This window comes from Streptomyces sp. NPDC006711, from assembly GCF_042869775.1.
Lineage (GTDB): Bacteria > Actinomycetota > Actinomycetes > Streptomycetales > Streptomycetaceae > Streptomyces.
The window spans coordinates 84600-102347 of sequence record NZ_JBIAGO010000010.1 but is presented as its reverse complement, the minus strand read 5'-3'; the positions used below and the strand labels follow the sequence as shown (position 1 = coordinate 102347).

General features: G+C 70.2%; 18 protein-coding genes and 1 tRNA gene. 9 read left to right on the top strand and 10 right to left on the bottom strand.

Translation table 11 applies throughout. The annotated features are described in order from the left end of the window. Positions 1-247 precede the first annotated feature (247 nt). Together ACFYM2_RS20945 and ACFYM2_RS20940 are read right to left on the bottom strand one after the other, a co-directional pair. Complete coding sequence (locus ACFYM2_RS20945; protein ID WP_388837960.1) at positions 248-487, bottom strand: helix-turn-helix domain-containing protein; 240 nt, start codon at positions 485-487, stop codon at positions 248-250. A gap of 558 nt (positions 488-1045) precedes the next feature. Next, positions 1046-1117 (bottom strand) — tRNA-Val (locus ACFYM2_RS20940). A gap of 184 nt (positions 1118-1301) precedes the next feature. On the opposite strand from ACFYM2_RS20940, the gene ACFYM2_RS20935 reads away from it, so the two are divergent. From ACFYM2_RS20935 to ACFYM2_RS20920, 4 genes are all read left to right on the top strand, one after another. Beyond that, positions 1302-2060, top strand: a complete 759-nt coding sequence (locus tag ACFYM2_RS20935) for a DUF4097 family beta strand repeat-containing protein (protein ID WP_388837957.1) — start codon at positions 1302-1304, stop codon at positions 2058-2060. 133 nt (positions 2061-2193) lie between these two features. Further along, positions 2194-3555: a hypothetical protein gene (locus tag ACFYM2_RS20930; RefSeq protein ID WP_388837954.1), complete on the top strand. Its 1362-nt coding sequence runs from the start codon at positions 2194-2196 to the stop codon at positions 3553-3555. Positions 3556-3740: 185 nt separating this feature from the next. Then, positions 3741-4262 carry a DUF4383 domain-containing protein gene (locus ACFYM2_RS20925; RefSeq protein ID WP_359005920.1) on the top strand — a complete coding sequence of 174 codons (522 nt, stop codon included), beginning with the start codon at positions 3741-3743 and terminating at the stop codon, positions 4260-4262. Between the two features lie 89 nt (positions 4263-4351). After that, positions 4352-4561 carry a zinc ribbon domain-containing protein gene (locus ACFYM2_RS20920; RefSeq protein ID WP_359005917.1) on the top strand — a complete coding sequence of 70 codons (210 nt, stop codon included), beginning with the start codon at positions 4352-4354 and terminating at the stop codon, positions 4559-4561. A 716-nt stretch (positions 4562-5277) separates the two neighbouring features. On the opposite strand, the gene ACFYM2_RS20915 is transcribed toward ACFYM2_RS20920, so the two are convergent. From ACFYM2_RS20915 to ACFYM2_RS20900, 4 genes are all read right to left on the bottom strand, one after another. Next, positions 5278-5937: a class I SAM-dependent methyltransferase gene (locus ACFYM2_RS20915; protein ID WP_359005915.1), complete on the bottom strand. Its 660-nt coding sequence runs from the start codon at positions 5935-5937 to the stop codon at positions 5278-5280. Positions 5938-5981: 44 nt separating this feature from the next. Continuing rightward, a complete protein-coding gene (locus ACFYM2_RS20910) occupies positions 5982-6794 on the bottom strand; it encodes an HAD family hydrolase (protein ID WP_388837950.1) in 813 nt (270 codons plus the stop codon). Continuing rightward, on the bottom strand, positions 6791-9268 hold the full coding sequence (locus tag ACFYM2_RS20905; protein ID WP_388837947.1) for a phosphoribosyltransferase: 2478 nt from the start codon (positions 9266-9268) through the stop codon (positions 6791-6793). Before ACFYM2_RS20905 ends, ACFYM2_RS20910 begins: the two co-directional genes overlap by 4 nt. Before the next feature lie 105 nt (positions 9269-9373). Beyond that, a complete protein-coding gene (locus tag ACFYM2_RS20900) occupies positions 9374-10537 on the bottom strand; it encodes an HpcH/HpaI aldolase/citrate lyase family protein (RefSeq protein WP_388837944.1) in 1164 nt (387 codons plus the stop codon). A gap of 220 nt (positions 10538-10757) precedes the next feature. On the opposite strand from ACFYM2_RS20900, the gene ACFYM2_RS20895 reads away from it, so the two are divergent. Further along, positions 10758-11651, top strand: a complete 894-nt coding sequence (locus ACFYM2_RS20895; protein ID WP_388838377.1) for a TerD family protein — start codon at positions 10758-10760, stop codon at positions 11649-11651. Between the two features lie 189 nt (positions 11652-11840). Here ACFYM2_RS20895 and ACFYM2_RS20890 read toward each other — a convergent pair whose 3' ends face one another. The 3 genes from ACFYM2_RS20890 to ACFYM2_RS20880 all read right to left on the bottom strand — a co-directional run bounded on the left by ACFYM2_RS20890 (position 11841) and on the right by ACFYM2_RS20880 (position 14629). Next, positions 11841-12578: a Tellurium resistance gene (locus ACFYM2_RS20890; RefSeq protein WP_350230089.1), complete on the bottom strand. Its 738-nt coding sequence runs from the start codon at positions 12576-12578 to the stop codon at positions 11841-11843. Between the two features lie 170 nt (positions 12579-12748). Beyond that, positions 12749-13891 (bottom strand): DUF475 domain-containing protein, encoded by a 1143-nt coding sequence (locus tag ACFYM2_RS20885; RefSeq protein WP_359008995.1) that lies wholly within the window; start codon positions 13889-13891, stop codon positions 12749-12751. A 162-nt stretch (positions 13892-14053) separates the two neighbouring features. Then, positions 14054-14629: a TerD family protein gene (locus tag ACFYM2_RS20880; protein WP_350230091.1), complete on the bottom strand. Its 576-nt coding sequence runs from the start codon at positions 14627-14629 to the stop codon at positions 14054-14056. Positions 14630-15100: 471 nt separating this feature from the next. On the opposite strand from ACFYM2_RS20880, the gene ACFYM2_RS20875 reads away from it, so the two are divergent. From ACFYM2_RS20875 to ACFYM2_RS20860, 4 genes are read left to right on the top strand one after another with little or no spacing between them, the layout of a single operon-like run. Continuing rightward, positions 15101-15646 (top strand): DUF6879 family protein, encoded by a 546-nt coding sequence (locus ACFYM2_RS20875; RefSeq protein ID WP_359008997.1) that lies wholly within the window; start codon positions 15101-15103, stop codon positions 15644-15646. Next, positions 15643-16473 (top strand): helix-turn-helix domain-containing protein, encoded by an 831-nt coding sequence (locus tag ACFYM2_RS20870; protein ID WP_388837940.1) that lies wholly within the window; start codon positions 15643-15645, stop codon positions 16471-16473. Before ACFYM2_RS20875 ends, ACFYM2_RS20870 begins: the two co-directional genes overlap by 4 nt. Positions 16474-16533: 60 nt before the next feature. Further along, on the top strand, positions 16534-16746 hold the full coding sequence (locus ACFYM2_RS20865; protein WP_388837937.1) for a hypothetical protein: 213 nt from the start codon (positions 16534-16536) through the stop codon (positions 16744-16746). A gap of 5 nt (positions 16747-16751) precedes the next feature. Continuing rightward, on the top strand, positions 16752-16979 hold the full coding sequence (locus ACFYM2_RS20860; protein WP_388837934.1) for a hypothetical protein: 228 nt from the start codon (positions 16752-16754) through the stop codon (positions 16977-16979). A gap of 73 nt (positions 16980-17052) precedes the next feature. Here the strand turns inward: ACFYM2_RS20860 and ACFYM2_RS20855 are convergent, their stop codons facing one another. Further along, positions 17053-17628, bottom strand: a complete 576-nt coding sequence (locus tag ACFYM2_RS20855; RefSeq protein ID WP_350230097.1) for a TerD family protein — start codon at positions 17626-17628, stop codon at positions 17053-17055. Positions 17629-17748 lie beyond the last annotated feature (120 nt).

Here is a 17748-nt window from a genome sequence, read left to right as displayed (position 1 = left end):
CCGGTGAACCACAGGAATGCGGGCGCCCAGCTCAACAGCACGTGATCGCGTGGGCCGCGCACCTCCGGGCCGTGTCCCATCACCTGATCGAACAGGCCACTCCCAGTGAGGCGAGGGGGGCTCACGCCGTCGGCCCCCTGTATCAGCGGCGTCTGGCTGAGTTGCGAGCCCAGTCCGCCCCGGTGAACGCCTCTCACTGAACTGCCGCACGTTTTGTCTGACAGTCCCGCTCGGCGGTCGGGGCTTCTTACCGTCGCACGAGGTCCGCGAGCGGTACGCCGATGACTTCGGCAATGCGGAACAGGCTGTCCAAGAGGGGCGACGAGTGACCCTGCTCAATGCGGTTGTACGTCGCCCGGTCCATGCCGGCGCGCAGCGCGACGGTCTCTTGCGTCAGATTCGCGTGTAGCCGAGCTGCGCGGATGCGATCGCCAACGGCCTGACGGCGGGTGATCACCCAGTCGGGCGGTGGAACGGAGCGCGGCACGAGTCCACGCTCACCGGTACAAGATCGAAAGTATGTAGGGTGAAACCTACATTCTGTGATCATATTTCGGTTGGGTACTCCCTGGAGTCCACTACGTATACGCCCGGCCGCGCCGCCCGTGCGCGCGCGGTCGGGTTGGACGGTCGACGGTGTACGTAGATCCGCCTGTTTCGACCGTCCGGTGCTCTGATTCGGTCAGAGCGCGCCGCCCCGCCCCGCTCATGGGGCGGGGCGGTTTATGTTGTGCAAGAAGGCCCCCCGCCGACAATCGCGGCAGGGGGCCTCTCCCTGCGGGCCGGGCCTCCCCGCCACAGCACCACAGGACATGACCGGCGTAGATCAGGCGCGCGTGGGGGAGACGCGCCAGCCCCGGTCGAGAGCACTCTAACGACTTGTTGACGTTGGGCAAGTCACCCTGAAGAGTGAAGACATGACGCGCGGAGCTTCATGATCGCTTGGGGTAGTGGACTCTTTGTGGACTTCGATCGCAGAGAAGGCCCTCCAGTCGATCTTGGCTGGAGGGCCTGAGCAGGCTCTCACCTGCTGACATCCGGTCGGTGGGCGTGGACGGTTTCGAACCGCCGACATCTGCTTTGTAAGAGCAGCGCTCTACCCCTGAGCTACACACCCGTGGATGAGGAAACAGCCTACATGGCCTGCGGCCCACCACCGCACACCGGACCCCGGGGGTGGGGCTGGCACCACCTTGGATTCGGATGCGGGCCTCAGGGTGCGGCGCGGGTCGGGGCTCTAGCGTGGAGGGACGGCCGCGCGCGTGACGCGGACCGGCAGGCAAACCGGGGGGAAGAACACCATGGCATCTCGCCTTCGCACCACGCTGATCGCCACGGGCGGGGCAGGACTGCTGGCGTCGGCTCTCGTGGGGTGCGGGAGTTCGGACGCCTCCAAGGCACCCGTCGAGCACAAGGACTTCGCGTTCGCCGGGAAGGCGCTGGTCATCGAGGCCGACGACTCCACGGTCGTGGTCTCGCCCGCCGACGTGAAGGATGTCGAGGTCGACCGGCAGGTGGACGGATGGGTCGCCTTCGGCAGCGGACCCGAGGCGAGCTGGGGGCTCAAGGACGACACCCTGAGCCTCACCGTGAAGTGCGGCGGGCTGATCGAGAACTGCGGCGCCCGGCACGTGGTGAAGGTGCCGCGCGGGGTCGCGGTGACCGTGCGCGACAACGACGGCCGGGTCGAGGCGAGCGGGTTCGACACCCCGCTGAAGATCTCCTGCGACAACGGCCGGGTGAGCGTCAAGGACTCCTCGGGCCCGCTCGACCTCACCTCCGACAACGGCCGGATCGACGGCGAGGGCATCCGTGCCGCCAGCGTACGGGCCGGCTCGGACAGCGGCCGGGTGACGCTGACGTTCGCCGCCGTACCGGACAGCGTGGTGGCTACGAGTGACGACGGGCGGGTGGACCTGACCGTACCGAAGGGCACGTACAAGGTCGCGGCCCGCTCCGACGACGGCCGCGTCGACGTGGACGTGGACCGCTCCGAGGGCAGTACGCACCACCTGACCGCGCGCAGCGACGACGGCCGGGTCACCATCCGGCACAGCTGAACCCGCCCGGCCGGCACCGCGACCGGCACCGCACGCGAAAGCCGGGGCCGGGCGTGAACTGACCGGGCCGCGTGTTCGTCCTTACCTGGTGGGAGAATGGACCGGGCAGGGCGACACAGCACGGGAGAGGGATGTGACGGCGACACACGCGCGGCCGTACAGCAGAGCGGGTGCCACCGTCCGGGATGTGCTGGCGCTCATGGCGTTGCCCCTGGTGCTCGGCGCATCGGTGCTGCCCGGCGCCTTCGCAGGCGGCGGCACGCGGCGCTGGTTCGGCGGGCGCGGCGAGAGCGTGCGGGCGGACGCGCAGGCCGCCAAGGACGCCGCGGCGGCCGCGTTCTACGAGCTCGACACCGCCCAGCGCGATCTGCGGATCTCCATCGAGACGATCACGGCGGTGGACAGTTCGCCCGGTGCCCGCCGGGCCGTCGACGACTTCGCCGCACTCGGCCGCCGCATCGACGAGGTCTCCAACCGCTACATCGACGCGGTCGACGCCCATGACCTCGACCGCGACGGCCTCGACACCTCCGTCGCCGCACGGGCGCGGACGGAACTGACGGCCGCCAAGGACGAACTCGTCCGGGTCAAGGGCGACCTCGACCGTTTCGAGCAGAGTCTGCGCCCGCTCCTGGACACCGCCGAGACCCAGCTCGCCCGGCTCGCCCCCGCCGTGGAACGCGCCCGGCACGCGCTGCTCGGCGCCAGCACCGCGCTCGACGCGGTACGCGCCTCGGGGCTGCGCGCCGACGACCTCGCCGCCCGGCTCGCCGCGCTCGGTCCGGAGCTCACCAAGCTCAACGAGGGCGCGGGCCGGCACGGCGTGCCCGAGACGTTGCAGCGCGCCGACCGCGTACTGCGTGAGGCCGAAGCGCTGCGAGCCGAGGCCGAGCAGCTGCCCGCGAAGGCCGCCGAGATCGACCGCAGGCTGGTCTCGCTGCGTACCCGCGCCCAGGCGCTCACCACCCGGGCCGGCCAGGTCGAGCCGGTCCTGAGCGAGCTGCGCCGCCGTTTCGCCGCCGCCTGCTGGCAGGACCTCCAGCAGGTGCCCGAGCAGGCCGCCGTCTCCGTACGGCAGGCCGAGGACAAGCTCAAGGAGGCGGCCTCGGCGCGCCAGGAGCAGCGCTGGGCCGACGCCACCTCGCGTCTCAGTACGGTGCGGGCGCTCCTGAACACCACGGACGAGGCCGTCTCGGCCGCCGGTGACCGGTTGCGCCGCCTCGACGCGGTGGCCAAGGACCCGCAGCAGGAGATCCAGCGCACCCGTTTCGCCCTGCGCGACGCCCAGCGCCTGGCGATGTCCGGCCGCACCACCCCCGACCCCCGGCACGCCCGGCCCCTGGACGACGCGGTGGCACGCCTGGAGCGCGCGATCGCCACGCTGGAGGGGCGTCACCCGGACTACTGGCACTTCCTCACGGAGACCGAGGCGGTGCGGGCGACCGTGGCGCGGGTGGTGGCCACGATTCGCGAGGAGCTGGGGCACGGCGCCTGACCGGTCCGCTTCCGGCCCGGTCCCTGCCGCTGCCCCGTCCGCCCGGCGCTGAGTTGTTGCGGACACCGGCCGGGCGCACCCTGGTGTACGTACGCCCGAGTACGTCACGTATGCCTGAGTACGTCATGTACGCCCACGTACGTCGCGTGCGCTCTGCCGGTCTAGGGATGAGGAGGGCCGCCACGATGGCCAGCCATACGATCTCGCAGCGCTTCAACCACAGCCGGGTCTCGCTGAACGAGCACCTGCCGGTCGACCACCGGCTGAACCGCGTCTACCGCTTCGGCGCCGGGGCCATGGGGGCCGTCCTGCTGGTCTTCGGCATCCTCGGTCTGATCCACCGGATCGGCTTCTTCGACACGGGCGGTGACACCGTCGCCGGGCTGAGCACCAACGGCGCGCTGAGCGTACTGTCCATCGTCGTCGGGCTGCTGCTCCTGTACGGGATGGTCAGGGGCGGCAACTTCGCCTCCACCCTCAACATCGTGCTCGGCGTGCTGTTCCTGATCAGCGGGTTCGTGAACCTCGCGCTGCTGGACACCTCGCGCAATTTCCTCGCGTTCAAGATGCAGAACGTGCTGTTCAGCTTCGTGGTCGGGCTGATCCTGATGGTGTTCGGGATGTACGGGCGGGTCACGGGGTTTCTGCCGCACGACAATCCGTACTGGAGGGCGCGGCACGAGCACGTGGAGGAAGAGCGCCCCTGATCGCCCCGTCCCGTCCGGGGCATGGGCGGGGGGTGGGCCGCTCGGTCGACTGCGGCTCAGCCGGCCGGGGCAGCGCTTACTCTGAGGCCATGCCTCGTTATGAATACCGCTGCCGTTCGTGCGGCGACACCTTCGAACTCAGCCGGCCGATGGCGGAGTCCGCCGCGCCCGCGAATTGTCCTGCCGGGCACGAGGACACGGTGAAGTTGCTTTCCACCGTGGCGGTGGGCGGCTCCGCGAAGTCCGGGCCGGCGCCGTCCGGCGGGGGCGGTTGCTGCGGCGGCGGTTGCTGCGCCTGACTCCGTCGGGGTGAGCATGGGCATGCGGGCCGGATGCGCGGGGCGCGGCCACGCGGGCCGAGAACGTCATGCCGGCCAGCACCAGCCCCGCCAAGGGGCGCGGGGAACTGCGCGCCCAGCCACCCACGGCCCGCAGCCGAGGCCCCTGGAGCTCCGCCCCAGACCCCGATCGCGCCTAAAGGGCGCTCGTCCTCAATCGCCGGACGGGCTGAGGTATGCCGGGTGGGCCAGCACCAGCCCCGCCAGGGGCGGGGGGACTGCGCGCCCAGCCACCCACGGCCCGCAGCCGAGCTCCCTGGGGCTCCGCCCCAGACCCCATTCGCGCCTAAAGGGCGCTCGTCCTCAAACGCCGGACAGGCTGAGGTATGCCGGGTGGGCCAGCACCAGCCCCGCCAGGGGCGCGGGGAACTGCGCGCTCAGCCCAGCACGGTCCGCAGCCGAGGTCCCTGGGGCTCCGCCCCAGACCCCGTATCGCGCTGAACGCGCTCGTCCTCAAACGCCGGACAGGCTGAGGGTGCCGATGCGGGCCCGCGCGGACCCCTGCCAGGGGCACAGAGACGGGCTGAGGTTGCCCGTGCGGGCCAGCACCAGCCCTGCCAGGAGCGCGGAGACGGGCTGAGGATGCCCGTGCCGGCCAGCACAAGCCCCGCCAGGGGCGCGGGGAACTGCGCGACCAGACCCCACACACCCGCACGCCAACCCCGCGGGGCGGGCGGTCAGCGTTTGCGGGCGAGGGTCAGGCCGTCCGCCACGGTCAGCATCACGCTGTCCATGCGCGCGTCCGCGACCACGTGTTCATTGAACGCCCTGATCCCCGCCGCCGCCCCGCCCGCCCCGGGATCCACCACCCGCCCGTGCAGCAGCACGTTGTCCGCCGCGATGAGCCCCCCGGCCCGCATCCGGGGCACCAACTCCTCCCAGTACGCGACATAGTTCTCCTTGTCCGCGTCCAGATACGCGAAGTCGATGTGCGGCTCGGCCGGCATCGCGCGCAGCGTGTCGAGCGCCGGCGCGATCCGCAGGTCGACGCGGTCGGCGACGCCCGCCTTCGCCCAGGCCTCCTTGCCGTACGCCGTCCACTCCTCGGAGATGTCGCAGGCGATCAGCGTGCCGTCGGCCGGCAGCGCCTGCGCCATGGCGAGCGCCGAGAAGCCCGTGAAGGTGCCCACCTCGACGACGTGCCGGGCGTTCACCAGGCGTACCAGGAAGGCGAGGAGCGGCGCCTGCTCCTCGGCCGACTGCATGCCCGCGTGGTCCGGCAGCCGGTCGTAGGTGGTGGTCACCAGGCCCTGCTGAACGGCGTCGAGGGGCGGATTGTGCGCCAGCATGTAGGCGTACAGCTCATCCGTGATCTTGGTGCTGTTTCCCTTGCTCATGCGGCGACCGTACCCGGATCCCGGCGCCGTTCGGCCGTTTCGCGTCAGCGCGCGGCACGGGCCAGGAATCGCCGCAGGATCTCCTCGCCCGCGACGACCCCGCGCTCGGCCAGCGCCTCGGTGTTCGGGGCGAGCCAGCCGGCCTCGGCCAGTTCGCCGTGGCCCGGGCGCCAGGCCGCGTCGGCGGCGAGCAGCAGGTCGGCGTCGAGGAGGGAGTCCCCGGCGGCCAGGGTGAGAGTGGCCCCGGTGCGCCGGGCGATCTCGCGGACCGCCGCGCTCTTGGTGAGCGGCTTCGGCACGGCGTAGATCTTGCGGCCCTGGAGCGAGACGGTCCAGCCGCGCGGCCCGGCCCAGGCGGTGAGTTCCTTGACCCACTGCTCGGGCAGCGCATCCCGCTCGACGACGAGGTAGGCGAACAGGTCCTCGGCGGTCCGCTCCTTGCGCAGCCAGCGCGGGTCGGCGGTGGCCCGCAGGTGGGCGGTGATCTCCGCCAGCGGGGCGCACTCGGCGGCGATGCGGGCGGCCACCGCGCGGGCCCAGTCCTGGTCGGACGCGCCGTCGACGAGCAGGTGGCCGCCGTTGGCGCAGATCGCGAACCGCGAGGGCGGGCCGGGGAGTCGGACGCGTTGGTACTGCGCGCGGGTGCGGGTCGTGGTGGGCACGAACACGGCCGCCGACTTCAGCTCCGTGAGCAGCCGGGCCGCGTCCTCGGTGACGTACGAGAGGGGCTTGTGCTCGTACACCTCGACGCACAGTAGCTTCGGCGCCCGCTCGTCGGGCCCGGCGATGGCGAGGGCCGCGCTGGAGTAGATCAGGGTGCGGTCGAGGTCGCTCGCGACCAGCGGGAGCGGGCTCATTCGGCCGCCACCGCCTTGCCGTCGGCGCCGGTGGCACCCCGGGTGTACTGGGGGTGGATCAGGCCGACGCAGCTGTAGGGCAGCCCGTCCACCTCCTCGACGGGTACGCCGCGCTGCTCGGCGAGGAGGCGGACGTGGTCGAGGTCGCCGCCCGCGCCGCGCGCCGCGAGGATCTTCCAGGGGACGCGGCGAAGGAGCACCCTGGTGGTCTCGCCGACGCCGGGCTTGACCAGGTTGACGTCGTGGATGCCATACTCCTCGCTGATCCGCTCGACGGCGGCCCAGCCCTCCCAGCTCGGGGTGCGGTCGGTGTCGCGCAGCTCCTTCGCCTCGCGCTCCACGTCGTCCGCGACCTCATCGAAGCGGGCCGCGACCGCGTCGAGGAAGTGGCCCGACACGTCCGCGCCGGCCAGCTCGCGGTAGAACTTGGCGCCGTGGAAGTCGCCGGGGCCGATGAGGTCCTGGCGCAGCACGGTGCGTGAGATCAGGCCGCTCACCGTGGAGTTGAGGCAGGCGGAGGGGATGAGGAAGTCTTCTCGGGTGCCGTAGGTGCGCACACAGGACCCGGGGTCGGCGAGCACAGCGATCCCTGGGTCGAAGCCGGAGAACTCGGGGAACTCCCTTATCGCGGCGGCCAGTTCGCGGGTGATGGCGCCCTTGCCCGTCCAGCCGTCGACGAACACGACGTCGGCCGGGTCGTGGTGGGCGGCCAGCCAGCGCAGGGCGTTGAGGTCGATGCCGCGGCCGCGCACGATGGACACCGCGTAGTGCGGCAGGGCGAGGCCGCGGTGGTGCAGGGCCCAGCGGCGCATGAGGACGCCGACGGGCGTTCCGGCGCGGGCCAGCGAGACCAGCACCGGGCGCGGATGGGGGTCCCCCCGGCGCTTTCGGCGTTGGGGGAGCTCGGTCAGGACGGTCTCGGTGACCACGCCGACGGCGCGCGCGATCCGGGGGGCCGATGCGTCGAGCGCGGCGCGGAACAGCTCCTGGTACTGGGGGCTCGGCTGGTACTCGACCGGCAGCGACTCCGCGTAGTGGGCGCCGCCGCTCTGGATGGCCTCCTCGCGCTCCTCCGTGGGGGCTTCGAGCTCGGTCCCGGACAGGTCCTTGAGCAGCCAGCCCACTTCGTCGGGCGCGTAGGAGGAGAAGGCGGGTCCCCTGAGGGGTTCGGGCAGCGGCTCGGGCATGGGGGCACCTTGGGGTACGTACGAGGGCAGCACGGCCAGCACGACGTGCGGTATGTGGGCGGCGAGCTGGGCCAACAGGCCGTCGGGCGCGTGCAGTTGGGGGGTGTCGGCGACCGAGTCGACGACGGCCACGACCGCGTCGAAGCCGCCGTCCGCGACGTTGTAGGCGTACCGCTCGCCCGGTCCGTCGGCCGGGTCGTCGTGCGCGGGGAAGGCGAGCCGGGTGCGGATGGCGTAGCCGGGGTCGTCGACGGCGAGGACGGGCGAGCGGGTGGTGGTGGAGTAACGCACCTCGGCCGCGCCGAGCTCTTCGAGGGCGACGGCCAGGCGCAGCGGCGCGTACATCAGCTCTTCGAAGCCGAGCACGAGCACGCGTCGCGGCCGCGCGCCGGCGCCGGGGGCGCCCAGCGCCTCGGCGATCCGGGCGGCCATGCCGGGCAGCGCGGCCTCCAGCTCGGCCCGGTGGGCGGGGGTGAACCCGTGCCGCCCGCCGTCGGGCAGGCCGTCGGGCCAGCGCAGGTCGACGCGGCGCGGGGCGCCCGGGTGGAGAGCGCTGCTCTTACCAAGCAGGTGTCGGCGGTTCTTCGACTCGTACTGCTCGACCAGGGCCCGCCCCTTCTCCAGGACGCCCTCCGGCAGCCGTACCGTGCCCGAGGCGGCGGCGACCAGGTCGACGCGGGCGCCGGTCTCGGCTGCGAAGGCCGTGAGGCGGTCGCGGTCCCCGGGGGCGCGCATGTCGACGAGGGCGACGATCACATAATGGTCGCGGGGGTGGCGGGCGTGCAGGTCGCGCATGGTGTTCAGGACCGTGTTGCCGGTCGAGAACTCGTCGTCCACCAGCACCAACGGTCCCTCGCCCGCGAGGAGTTGGGGGTCCTCGGGCAGGATCAGGTGGGAGGTGGCGTGGGAGTGGGACTCCTCGAAGCCGCCGGCCACGGCCACGCCCTCGACCGGGCGCCGGGTGGAGTGCAGACAGGGGGCGAGCGCCAGGCCGTCGGCGACCGAGTGGCCAAGGCCCGTCGCGGTCTCGGCGTACCCGAGGACCACGGCCCGCGCGGCCGACTCGTCCCCGAGCAACTTCCGCACGCGTACGCCCAGTTCGTACCCGGCGCGCCACACCACCGTCGGGCTCTGCGGCACGTGCTTGCCAAGGACGTTGGAGACGAGCAGGTGGGCGCGCTTGGGGTTGCGGCGCAGGGCGAGCCCGAGCGCGTCGCGCAGGCGCTCGTCCCCGACGAGCTCGACGCCCAGCCGCTCGGCGACCCACGTTCCCGACCACTCAACCACGTAGCTGTCTCTCTCTGTTCGTTCGTGTCGTTCGCACGAAAGGGTTTCTCGTTCGCGCGAAAAGGGTTCTTGTTCGCCCGCCCGGGACCGGCCGTGGCGCGCGGGTCAGACGGCGAGCCCGGCGGCCAGGAGGTCCACGAAGCCGACGTCCTCGGCGGCGACCCCGAACACCTCGGCCCGCAGCAGGGTGCGCTCGGCCCAGGCGCGGTGCGGCTTCACCTCGTTCATCTTGTTCGTGTACGCCGAGCGCAGCACTCCGCCGCCGTCCCGTTCGGGCCGCAGGATGTCCGCCGCGTCGCTGAACTCCTCGTGGCTGACCACCGAAAGGGCGTGGACGGGCGCGACGTGCGAGGGGTGGATGCAGGTCTTGCCGAGCAGGCCGTTGGCCCGGTCGAGCTCGATCTCGCGCAGCAGGCCGTCCAGGTCGTGCTCGATCAGGGCGGTGCGCAGTTTCTCGGCGCGGCCCTCCAGGAAGGGGCTGCGGCGCAGCTGGGGCTTGAACATCCGCTCCTGGAGCCGGAAGTACTCCCACACGGGGCCGGTGATGGTGAAGCCGCTGCCGTCTGCGCGGCCCAGCACGTTCACCACGTCCGCGATGACGCCGGCCACGATCTGCACGTCGTACGCCGTCATCTCCGGCGAGCGGCGCAGTCCGTAGGCGGCGCAGAAGTCGGTGACACCCAGGCGGAGCGCGAGGACCCGCTCGCGGTACTTCTCCACGGTGCGGGCGATCCCGGCCAGGGTTTCGGCGCGGGTCTCCAGATGGAGCAGCTGGGACGATTCCAGGACGGGCATGGCGAAGAGCCGGCGGCCGCACGCGGTCTCGGCGGCGGTGAGCGCTTCGAGGAACGGCAGGCCGCGCTCCTCGGTGAACTTCGGCAGGACGAAGCCGCTGAGCAGCCGGGCGGAGGTGCCCATGCGCTGGACGAGGCCGGTTATCTGGAGCGGGTCGCGGACGCGCACGAACAGCAGCGGGACTTCCTCGCCCCGGGCTTCGAGGTCGGCGAACTGGCGGACCAGGTTGTCCTCGGCGGCCGCCACCTCGGCGTCGTCGATCGAATCCTCCAGGCACAGGACCATGGACACCACACCCCGGCGGGCCTGTTTCAGGACGTCGTCGGCGAGGGCGGGCCTGGTCGCGGGGCTGTAGAGCGTCGCGCCCAGGGCGGCCGACAGCACGCGTGCGGGAGAGCCGGCGGTGAACTCAGCGGGCTCCTGATGGAAGAGGTCCTTCCGCACAGCCGACGGGACGTGCCCGAAATGACGCATATATATCCCCTGTACTGCCCGGCGGGCCAAGATTTTGGGTGGCCGGTAATAGTACGTAGGAAGACGTGTCAAGAGTTCCCCAAGTGCATGAAATTCGCGTAACTCATCTGCATCGTCACGCCCCGTGGGCCACGCGCGTACGCCGTGGGACGGCCGTGGGACGGGACCGGGCCGGTCCCCGCGTTGTCCGGGGGGCCCACGGGGAGGCAGGATGACCCGCATGACGCACGCGATGCTGAAGGGGTCGAACGTCCCGCTGGAGGCTTCGGCCGTACGGGCCGTGCTCCGCTGGTCACCCGGCGCCGACGTCCCGGACGTGGACGCCTCGGCGCTGCTGCTCGCCGCCGACGGACGGGTGCGTTCGGATGAGGACTTCGTCTTCTACAACCAGCCGCGCCATCCCTCGGGTCTGGTGCGCCGGCTGCCCAAGAAGCGGGTCGCGGAGGGTCTGACCGACACCGTCGAGGCCGATCTGTCGGCGCTCGACCCGTCCGTGGACCGCGTGCTGATCACCGCGTCGTCGGACGGGGCGACCTTCCGCGCCGTGCGCGATCTGCGGATCGCGCTGTTCGACGCGGCGGCGTCGGGGGGCGAGCCGGTCGCGCTGTTCGATGTGAAACCCGAGACCGGCGAGGAGACCGCGATCATCTGCGGTGAGCTGTACCGCCGTGGCGAGGGGTGGAAGTTCCGCGCGGTGGGCCAGGGGTACCCCACCGGCCTGGTCGGTCTCGCCACCGAGTACGGCATCTCGGTGGACGACGGCGAGGGCGTGGCCGGCGCGGACAGCGCGAGCGGCGTCGACGGCGTCGGCGGTCCTGACAGCGCCGGCAGCGCGTCCAACTCATCGAGCGCCCCTGGCGCCCCGAGCGCGCCCAGTGCGCCGTCCGTGCCCCAGCCGCTGCCCAGGCACGCGGCCCCGCCCGCCTACGGCTATCCGCACCCCGCTCCCCCGGCGAGGCCGCCGGCCGCGGCGCCCTCCTACGGCTATCCGCAGCCGGCCTCGCCGGGGCCCGCGTACGGCTACCCCCAGAGCGTCCCGGCGCCTGCCCCGGCCCTCACGCCGGACCCCGCGTTCGTACTGCCGCCCATGGGGCCGCAGTTCATCCGCTCCTAGGGGGTGTCTGGTGGATCAGGGTCGGTCAGGGCGCGGCGTCTGGTGCGGTGCATCGCAAGGCGCCGGAGCGTCTCGATAGCGGAGTTATCGGGGCGATTCGGCAACGCCGCGAGGTGCCGTGCCAGACGCCGCGCCCCCGGCCATGGTCCACCAGACACCCCCTAGCGCGACGCCCGGGGCGGCCGCGGCTCAGGCCTTGGTCTTGTAGCCGCGGCCCCACTGGAGCCCCCAGCCGTACAGCCGGTCGAGCTCGGCCTGGAAGCCGTACACGAACTTCACCTCGCGGCGCACCACCATGTCGCCCTTGACGTTCTCGATGGAGACCACGGCGCAGGAGCGGGCCTCGGGCGCGCGCTCGTCGAGTTCGATCTCGATGCGCGGGCCGTTGCTCGGATACAGCGTCACCTTGGCGTGGGTGCGGTCGAAGGCCGGCGTCTGGTCGTAGATGTAGACGAAGATCAGCAGCCGCTTGATCTCGTCGCGGTGGTCCAGGTTGACGAAGACCGTCTCGCCGGAGGCCGAACCGAAGCGGTCGTCGCCGCTGCACTCCACGTACGGCGGCTTGTTGGTGGCGCCGAAGAAGTTGCCGAGCGGCTGGACGACTCCCTTGGTGCCGTCCTGGAGTTCGTACAGACAGCCCAGGTCGAGGTCCACGTTGACCATGGACTGGGTGTGGCCCTGGACCATCTCCGGCTTGAAGAACTGGAGCGGGTGGCGCAGCAGCCGCCCGCCCTGCTCGGGTTTGCCGCCGAAGTCCGAGGTCCGCATCCGCCATGACAGGTTGACCCGCAGGCTGCCGGTGTTGGCGCCCTGCTTGCCGAGCGAGACCGTGTTGTGCCGTCGGGTCAGCTCGATCGTGTTGGTCGCCGCGCTGCCCGAGTCGAACTGTGAGGCCTTGCCTCGCCACAGGCCGTCCCAGAACGCCATTGCCCCCACCCCATAGGTCGTGAACCGTCCCCGCACACGCCGGCACCGGACCGGCGACACACACGCGGGGCGGCCGGCGAGGCCAGAGCCTCGTGACCGCCCCGCTCAGAGCGTTCCTCATTCGAGGGCGGATCACACGCCCTGGGGCGTGCGCTCCGGAAGCACCGGGGTCACACCCCGGAGCCGACTTCCGCCGGTTCGCCCGCGTCCTCGCCGCCGGCCGCCGCGATCCGCCGGTTGCGGCGCACGGAGGAGAAGAAGGACCACGCGATGAGGACGACGCCGACCAGACCCGTGATCACGTCGTTGATCTCGTACTGGATGGTGACGAGCAGGATCACGGCCAGCGCACCGATCGCGTAGTGCGCTCCGTGCTCCAGGTAGACGTAGTCGTCCAGGGTGCCCTGGCGGACCAGGTAGACGGTGAGCGACCGTACGTACATCGCGCCGATGCCGAGGCCGAGCGCCATCAGGACGATGTCGTTGGTGATGGCGAAGGCGCCGATCACGCCGTCGAAGGAGAACGACGCGTCCAGGACCTCCAGGTAGAGGAACATGAAGAAGGCGGCCTTGCCGGCCATGGCGACGGCGGACACCTTGCTGCCGGTGCGCTTGGCCTCTTCCTCCTGCTCGTGCTCGCGCTCCTCGTCCTCTTCGAGGCGGTTCTCGAAGTAGCCCGAGAGGCCGCCGACGACAAGGTAGGTGATGAGGCCGGCGATGCCGGAGATCAGGACCGTCTGCGCCTTGTCCACGTGCGCGCCGCCGTGCTGGTGGGCGTGGGTGGCCACCGTCATGGAGGCGATGAGCAGCGCGATCAGGGCGATGCAGACCGAGAGCATGTCGATCTTGCCGAGCTTGGCCAGCGGGCGCTCGAGCCAGGCGAGCCACTTGATGTCGCGGTCCTCGAAGATGAAGTCGAGGAAGATCATCAGGAGGAACATGCCACCGAAGGCGGCGATGGAGGGGTGCGCGTCGGTCACCAGCTGCTGGTAGCGGTCCGCGTCGTTCAGGGCCAGGTCGACCGCGTCGATGGGACCGATCTTGGCGCTGATGGCGACGATGACGACGGGGAAGAGCAGGCGCATGCCGAAGACGGCGATGAGGACGCCGACCGTGAGGAAGATCTTCTGCCAGAAGGCGTTCATCTTCTTCAGGATTCCGGCGTTGACCACCGCGTTGTCGAAGGACAGCGAGATCTCCAGGACCGCCAGGATGGCGACGACCCCGAGGGCGGTCCAGCCGTCGTAGAGCACGGCCAGGGCCAGGCCGATCGCGGTGATCACGAATGACCAGCCGAAGGTTTTCAGAAGCACTGACTTCCCCATCGTGTAGAGCGGGCCGACCCGACGAAGAGCGGGTGTCCCCCCGCCACCGCGCGCGGCTTGACGCAGCTGTCTCCCGGAGGCGGACCCCCGGGCCCCCTTGCAGGGACCGCCCCGATCGGCGCTCGATTTGAGGGCAACCGGGTGATCTCTTTAGGAGACGTTGACCCCGAAGTCTAGGGCGATGCCGCGCAGACCCGATGCGTACCCCTGGCCGACGGCCCGGAACTTCCACTCGCCGCCGTAGCGGTACAGCTCGCCGAAGATCATCGCGGTCTCCGTCGAGGCGTCCTCGCTGAGGTCGTAGCGGGCCAGCTCCTGGCCGTCGGCCTGGTTGACCACGCGGATGAACGCGTTGGCGACCTGCCCGAAGGTCTGGCCCCGGTTGTCGGCGTCGTGGATCGAGACCGGAAAGACGATCTTGTCGCAGCCGGCGGGCACCTTCGTCAGGTCGACGATCAGGGACTCGTCGTCGCCCTCCCCCTCGCCCGTGAGGTTGTCGCCGGTGTGCTCGACGGAGCCCTCGGGGCTCGTGAGGTTGTTGTAGAAGACGAAGTACTCATCGCCCAGGACGCGTCCGTTGGCGCACAGCAGCGCGCTGGCGTCCAGGTCGAAGTCGGCTCCGGTGGTGGAGCGCGCGTCCCAGCCGAGGCCGACGAGGACCTGCGTGAGGTTCGGTGCGGCCTTGGAGAGGGAGACATTGCCTCCCTTGGCGAGCGTGACGCCCATGATCGTGTCCTCCCCGATAAGTGGAACAGGTGGCGAGCGCGTCCGGCGCCGCGCCTTTCGGGGGCGGCGGGCCGGGCGAAAAAGCGGCGGGCTCCGACGGCACGCCGAAGCCCTCAGCCCCTGTGACCAGGGCCTATAGCACCCCCGTCCGGCACAGCCAAACGCACAGGTCAGAGCCTACATGCCCTGATCGCATTCCCGGCGGGTTCCGGGCCGTTTCCGTGCCTTTGGGGGTGGGGTGGGGGGTGGGTGCGTTTGGGGGCGCCGTCATGGGTGGGTGCCGGCCCGCGGGCCGTCCGGGCCAGGACACCTCAGCGCGTGGGGGCGGTTTCCAGTAGAGGAAACTCGATCCCCTTGCCACCGCCATGAGGGGCCGCGAACATCGGACACGACACCTGAAGCGGAGGGGGCCCAGTGGCAACAGAACTGACGCTCTTGGTCGGGGTCTGTGACGAGGGCGATTGCCCGACGATCTACGCCACCGACAGGGGGACGCTCGCCGTACAAGGTGCGGGTGACTGGTTCGAAGACTTCGAGCGGGAAGCTTTCCGACTGGAAACCCTGGACGATTACAGCCAGTCCGGCGGCGTGGACGCCTACCAAGCCTTCCTTGCCGGGAAACCTCAACCGGAGGAATACAAAGCGGCCGGATGGGTCAGGACAGTAAGCGACGCGGTGCAGGCGGGAAAGCGCATCTACCGCGTACACGTGTTGGCACGTCCGCTGACCGACTATCTTCGGTTCGAGTTGTCGTGGGGCTACATTCGCAACATGACTGCCGGAGAAGAGTTCTTCATCCTGGACACCACCAGCCAGGGGAACCCTGTCCCGGACGCTCCCGACTTCTGGATGTTCGATGACCAGACGATTGGCGCCATGAAGTACGACGGTGAGGGTAAGTACCTCGGCGTCGACTTCATCGGTGAAGACAAACGGTCGGAGTTCCGCCGGTACCGGGATACGGCGATGGCTTCGGCCGTTCCGTTCCCCGAATGGTGGGCCCAGTACGGCGAGTGAACAGATCCAGTCTCGGCTCTGCGCTACGGGCGCTGCGCGAGTCCTCCGGTATGGAGGCCAAGGCAGTGGCTCGTAGCGCTGCCATGTCCAGGTCCAAACTGTCCAAGATCGAGAACGGCAACACGTCTCCGAGCGTCACTGACGTGGACTGCATCCTCAGCGCGCTGGCTGTTCCAGAAGAGATCAAGGCCGAGTACATGGCTGCCGCGCGAGCAGCAGCGACTGAGATCACCCCTTGGCGCCTGATCCGACGACTGGGGTACAACCGAAAGCAACAACAGATTCAGGCTCTGGAATCTCAGACTCACCTCTTCCGTCTGTTTCAGCCGTCACTGATCCCTGGCCTCCTCCAAACACCGGAGTACATTCGAGCCGTCTTCGCGCGCAGGAACCTCACCGAGGCGCAACTGGATCTGACGATCAGTGCGAGGCTGGCACGGCGAGCCGCGCTTTATGATGCCGGCAAGGCGTTTCGGTTCATCATTACGGAACCTGTGCTTCGCTGGCGGATTGTGGCCCCGCTACTGATGGTTGGACAGTTGGACAGGGTAATATCCGTATCCCGGCTCCCCAACGTGGATATTCGAGTGGTGCCCCTGGCCGCCCCACAGGTGGACTTTCCGGGGCATTCGTTCTCCATCAAGGATGAGCGCACGGTGACCGTTGAGACTGTCCATGCAGAGACCGTGGTGACCGATCCCCGGGATATAGCGCTCTACACGTCAAAGTTTGATGGATTCGCGCGTCATGCTGTTGCTGGAGAGGATATGCGGGAATTGATCGCTTCCATCCGGGACGGCTTTTTGCGCGAACAGGAAACTCTCTAGGCGACGGTCCGCGCCAGGCTGACACTTGTGCGGTAACGAGGACTCCGACGAGAGGAAGCCATGACCAGTCCGCTCAAGTACCCGCGCCCGCCCGTGGAGTTGGCCGGGGCGGTGGAGGCGTACCTGTACGGCTGTGCGCCGGCCGATGGGTGCGGGGTGTGTGCCGCGCTGGTGAGGGAGTTGGGTGAGGCCAAGGCGGCCGAGAAGTGGAGCGCGGCGTACGACGCGGCGGCGGAGGTTCGCAACCACCCTCACCCGGGCCGGGCGAGGTAGTGGAGATGCGAGAATGGCGCGACGCCTGGGACCGCGCGCAGCACGCCACCGACGCGCTCAGGGAAGCCCTGGACGGGATGGGGGCCGGGGCCGGCCGTACGGCGCGCTTGCGGCCCACCGTGAGCCGCAAGGGGACGGCCTGGGTCGACGTGGGTCAGCTCCCGGCGTACCTGGCCGAGCGGGTCGCCGAGGTGATCCGGGCCGGGAGCCTCGGCCGCACCGATCAGTCATGAGCGGGCGTGCGACGCATAGCGCCGCGAAGGCCCCCCAAGGTGAAGTTGGGGGGCCTGCGGTCGGAGGCCGGCCTCAGACGTTGACGCCGAAGTCCTGCGCGATGCCGCGCAGGCCCGAGGCGTAACCCTGGCCGATGGCGCGGAACTTCCACTCCGCGCCGTTGCGGTACAGCTCGCCGAAGACCATCGCGGTCTCCGTCGAGGCGTCCTCGCTCAGGTCGTAGCGCGCCAGCTCGGAGTTGTCCGCCTGGTTCACCACGCGGATGTAGGCGTTGCGCACCTGGCCGAAGGACTGCTGGCGGGACTCGGCCTCGTAGATCGAGACCGGGAAGACGATCTTGGCGACGTCGGCCGGCACCGCGGCCAGGTTCACCTTGATGACCTCGTCGTCGCCCTCGCCCTCACCGGTGAGGTTGTCACCGGTGTGCTCGACCGAGCCGTCGGGGCTCTTGAGGTTGTTGAAGAACACGAAGTTCGAGTCGTTGGTGACCTTGCCCTGGTCGTTGGTCAGCAGGGCACTGGCGTCCAGGTCGAAGTCACCCCCGGTGGTGGTGCGTGCGTCCCATCCCAGACCGACGATGACCGCGGTCAGGTTGGGGGCGGCCTTGGTCAGCGAGACGTTGCCGCCCTTGCTGAGGCTGACTCCCACGAGTCCTCCCAATGGTGTGAGGGGCAAGCTAGGTCAGCGTCCCCGTCGTGCGTTGGCATCGGATCAACGAATGGATCCTAGTGACCGGTTCCCGGGTCAAACAGACGATTCGGCCGAACG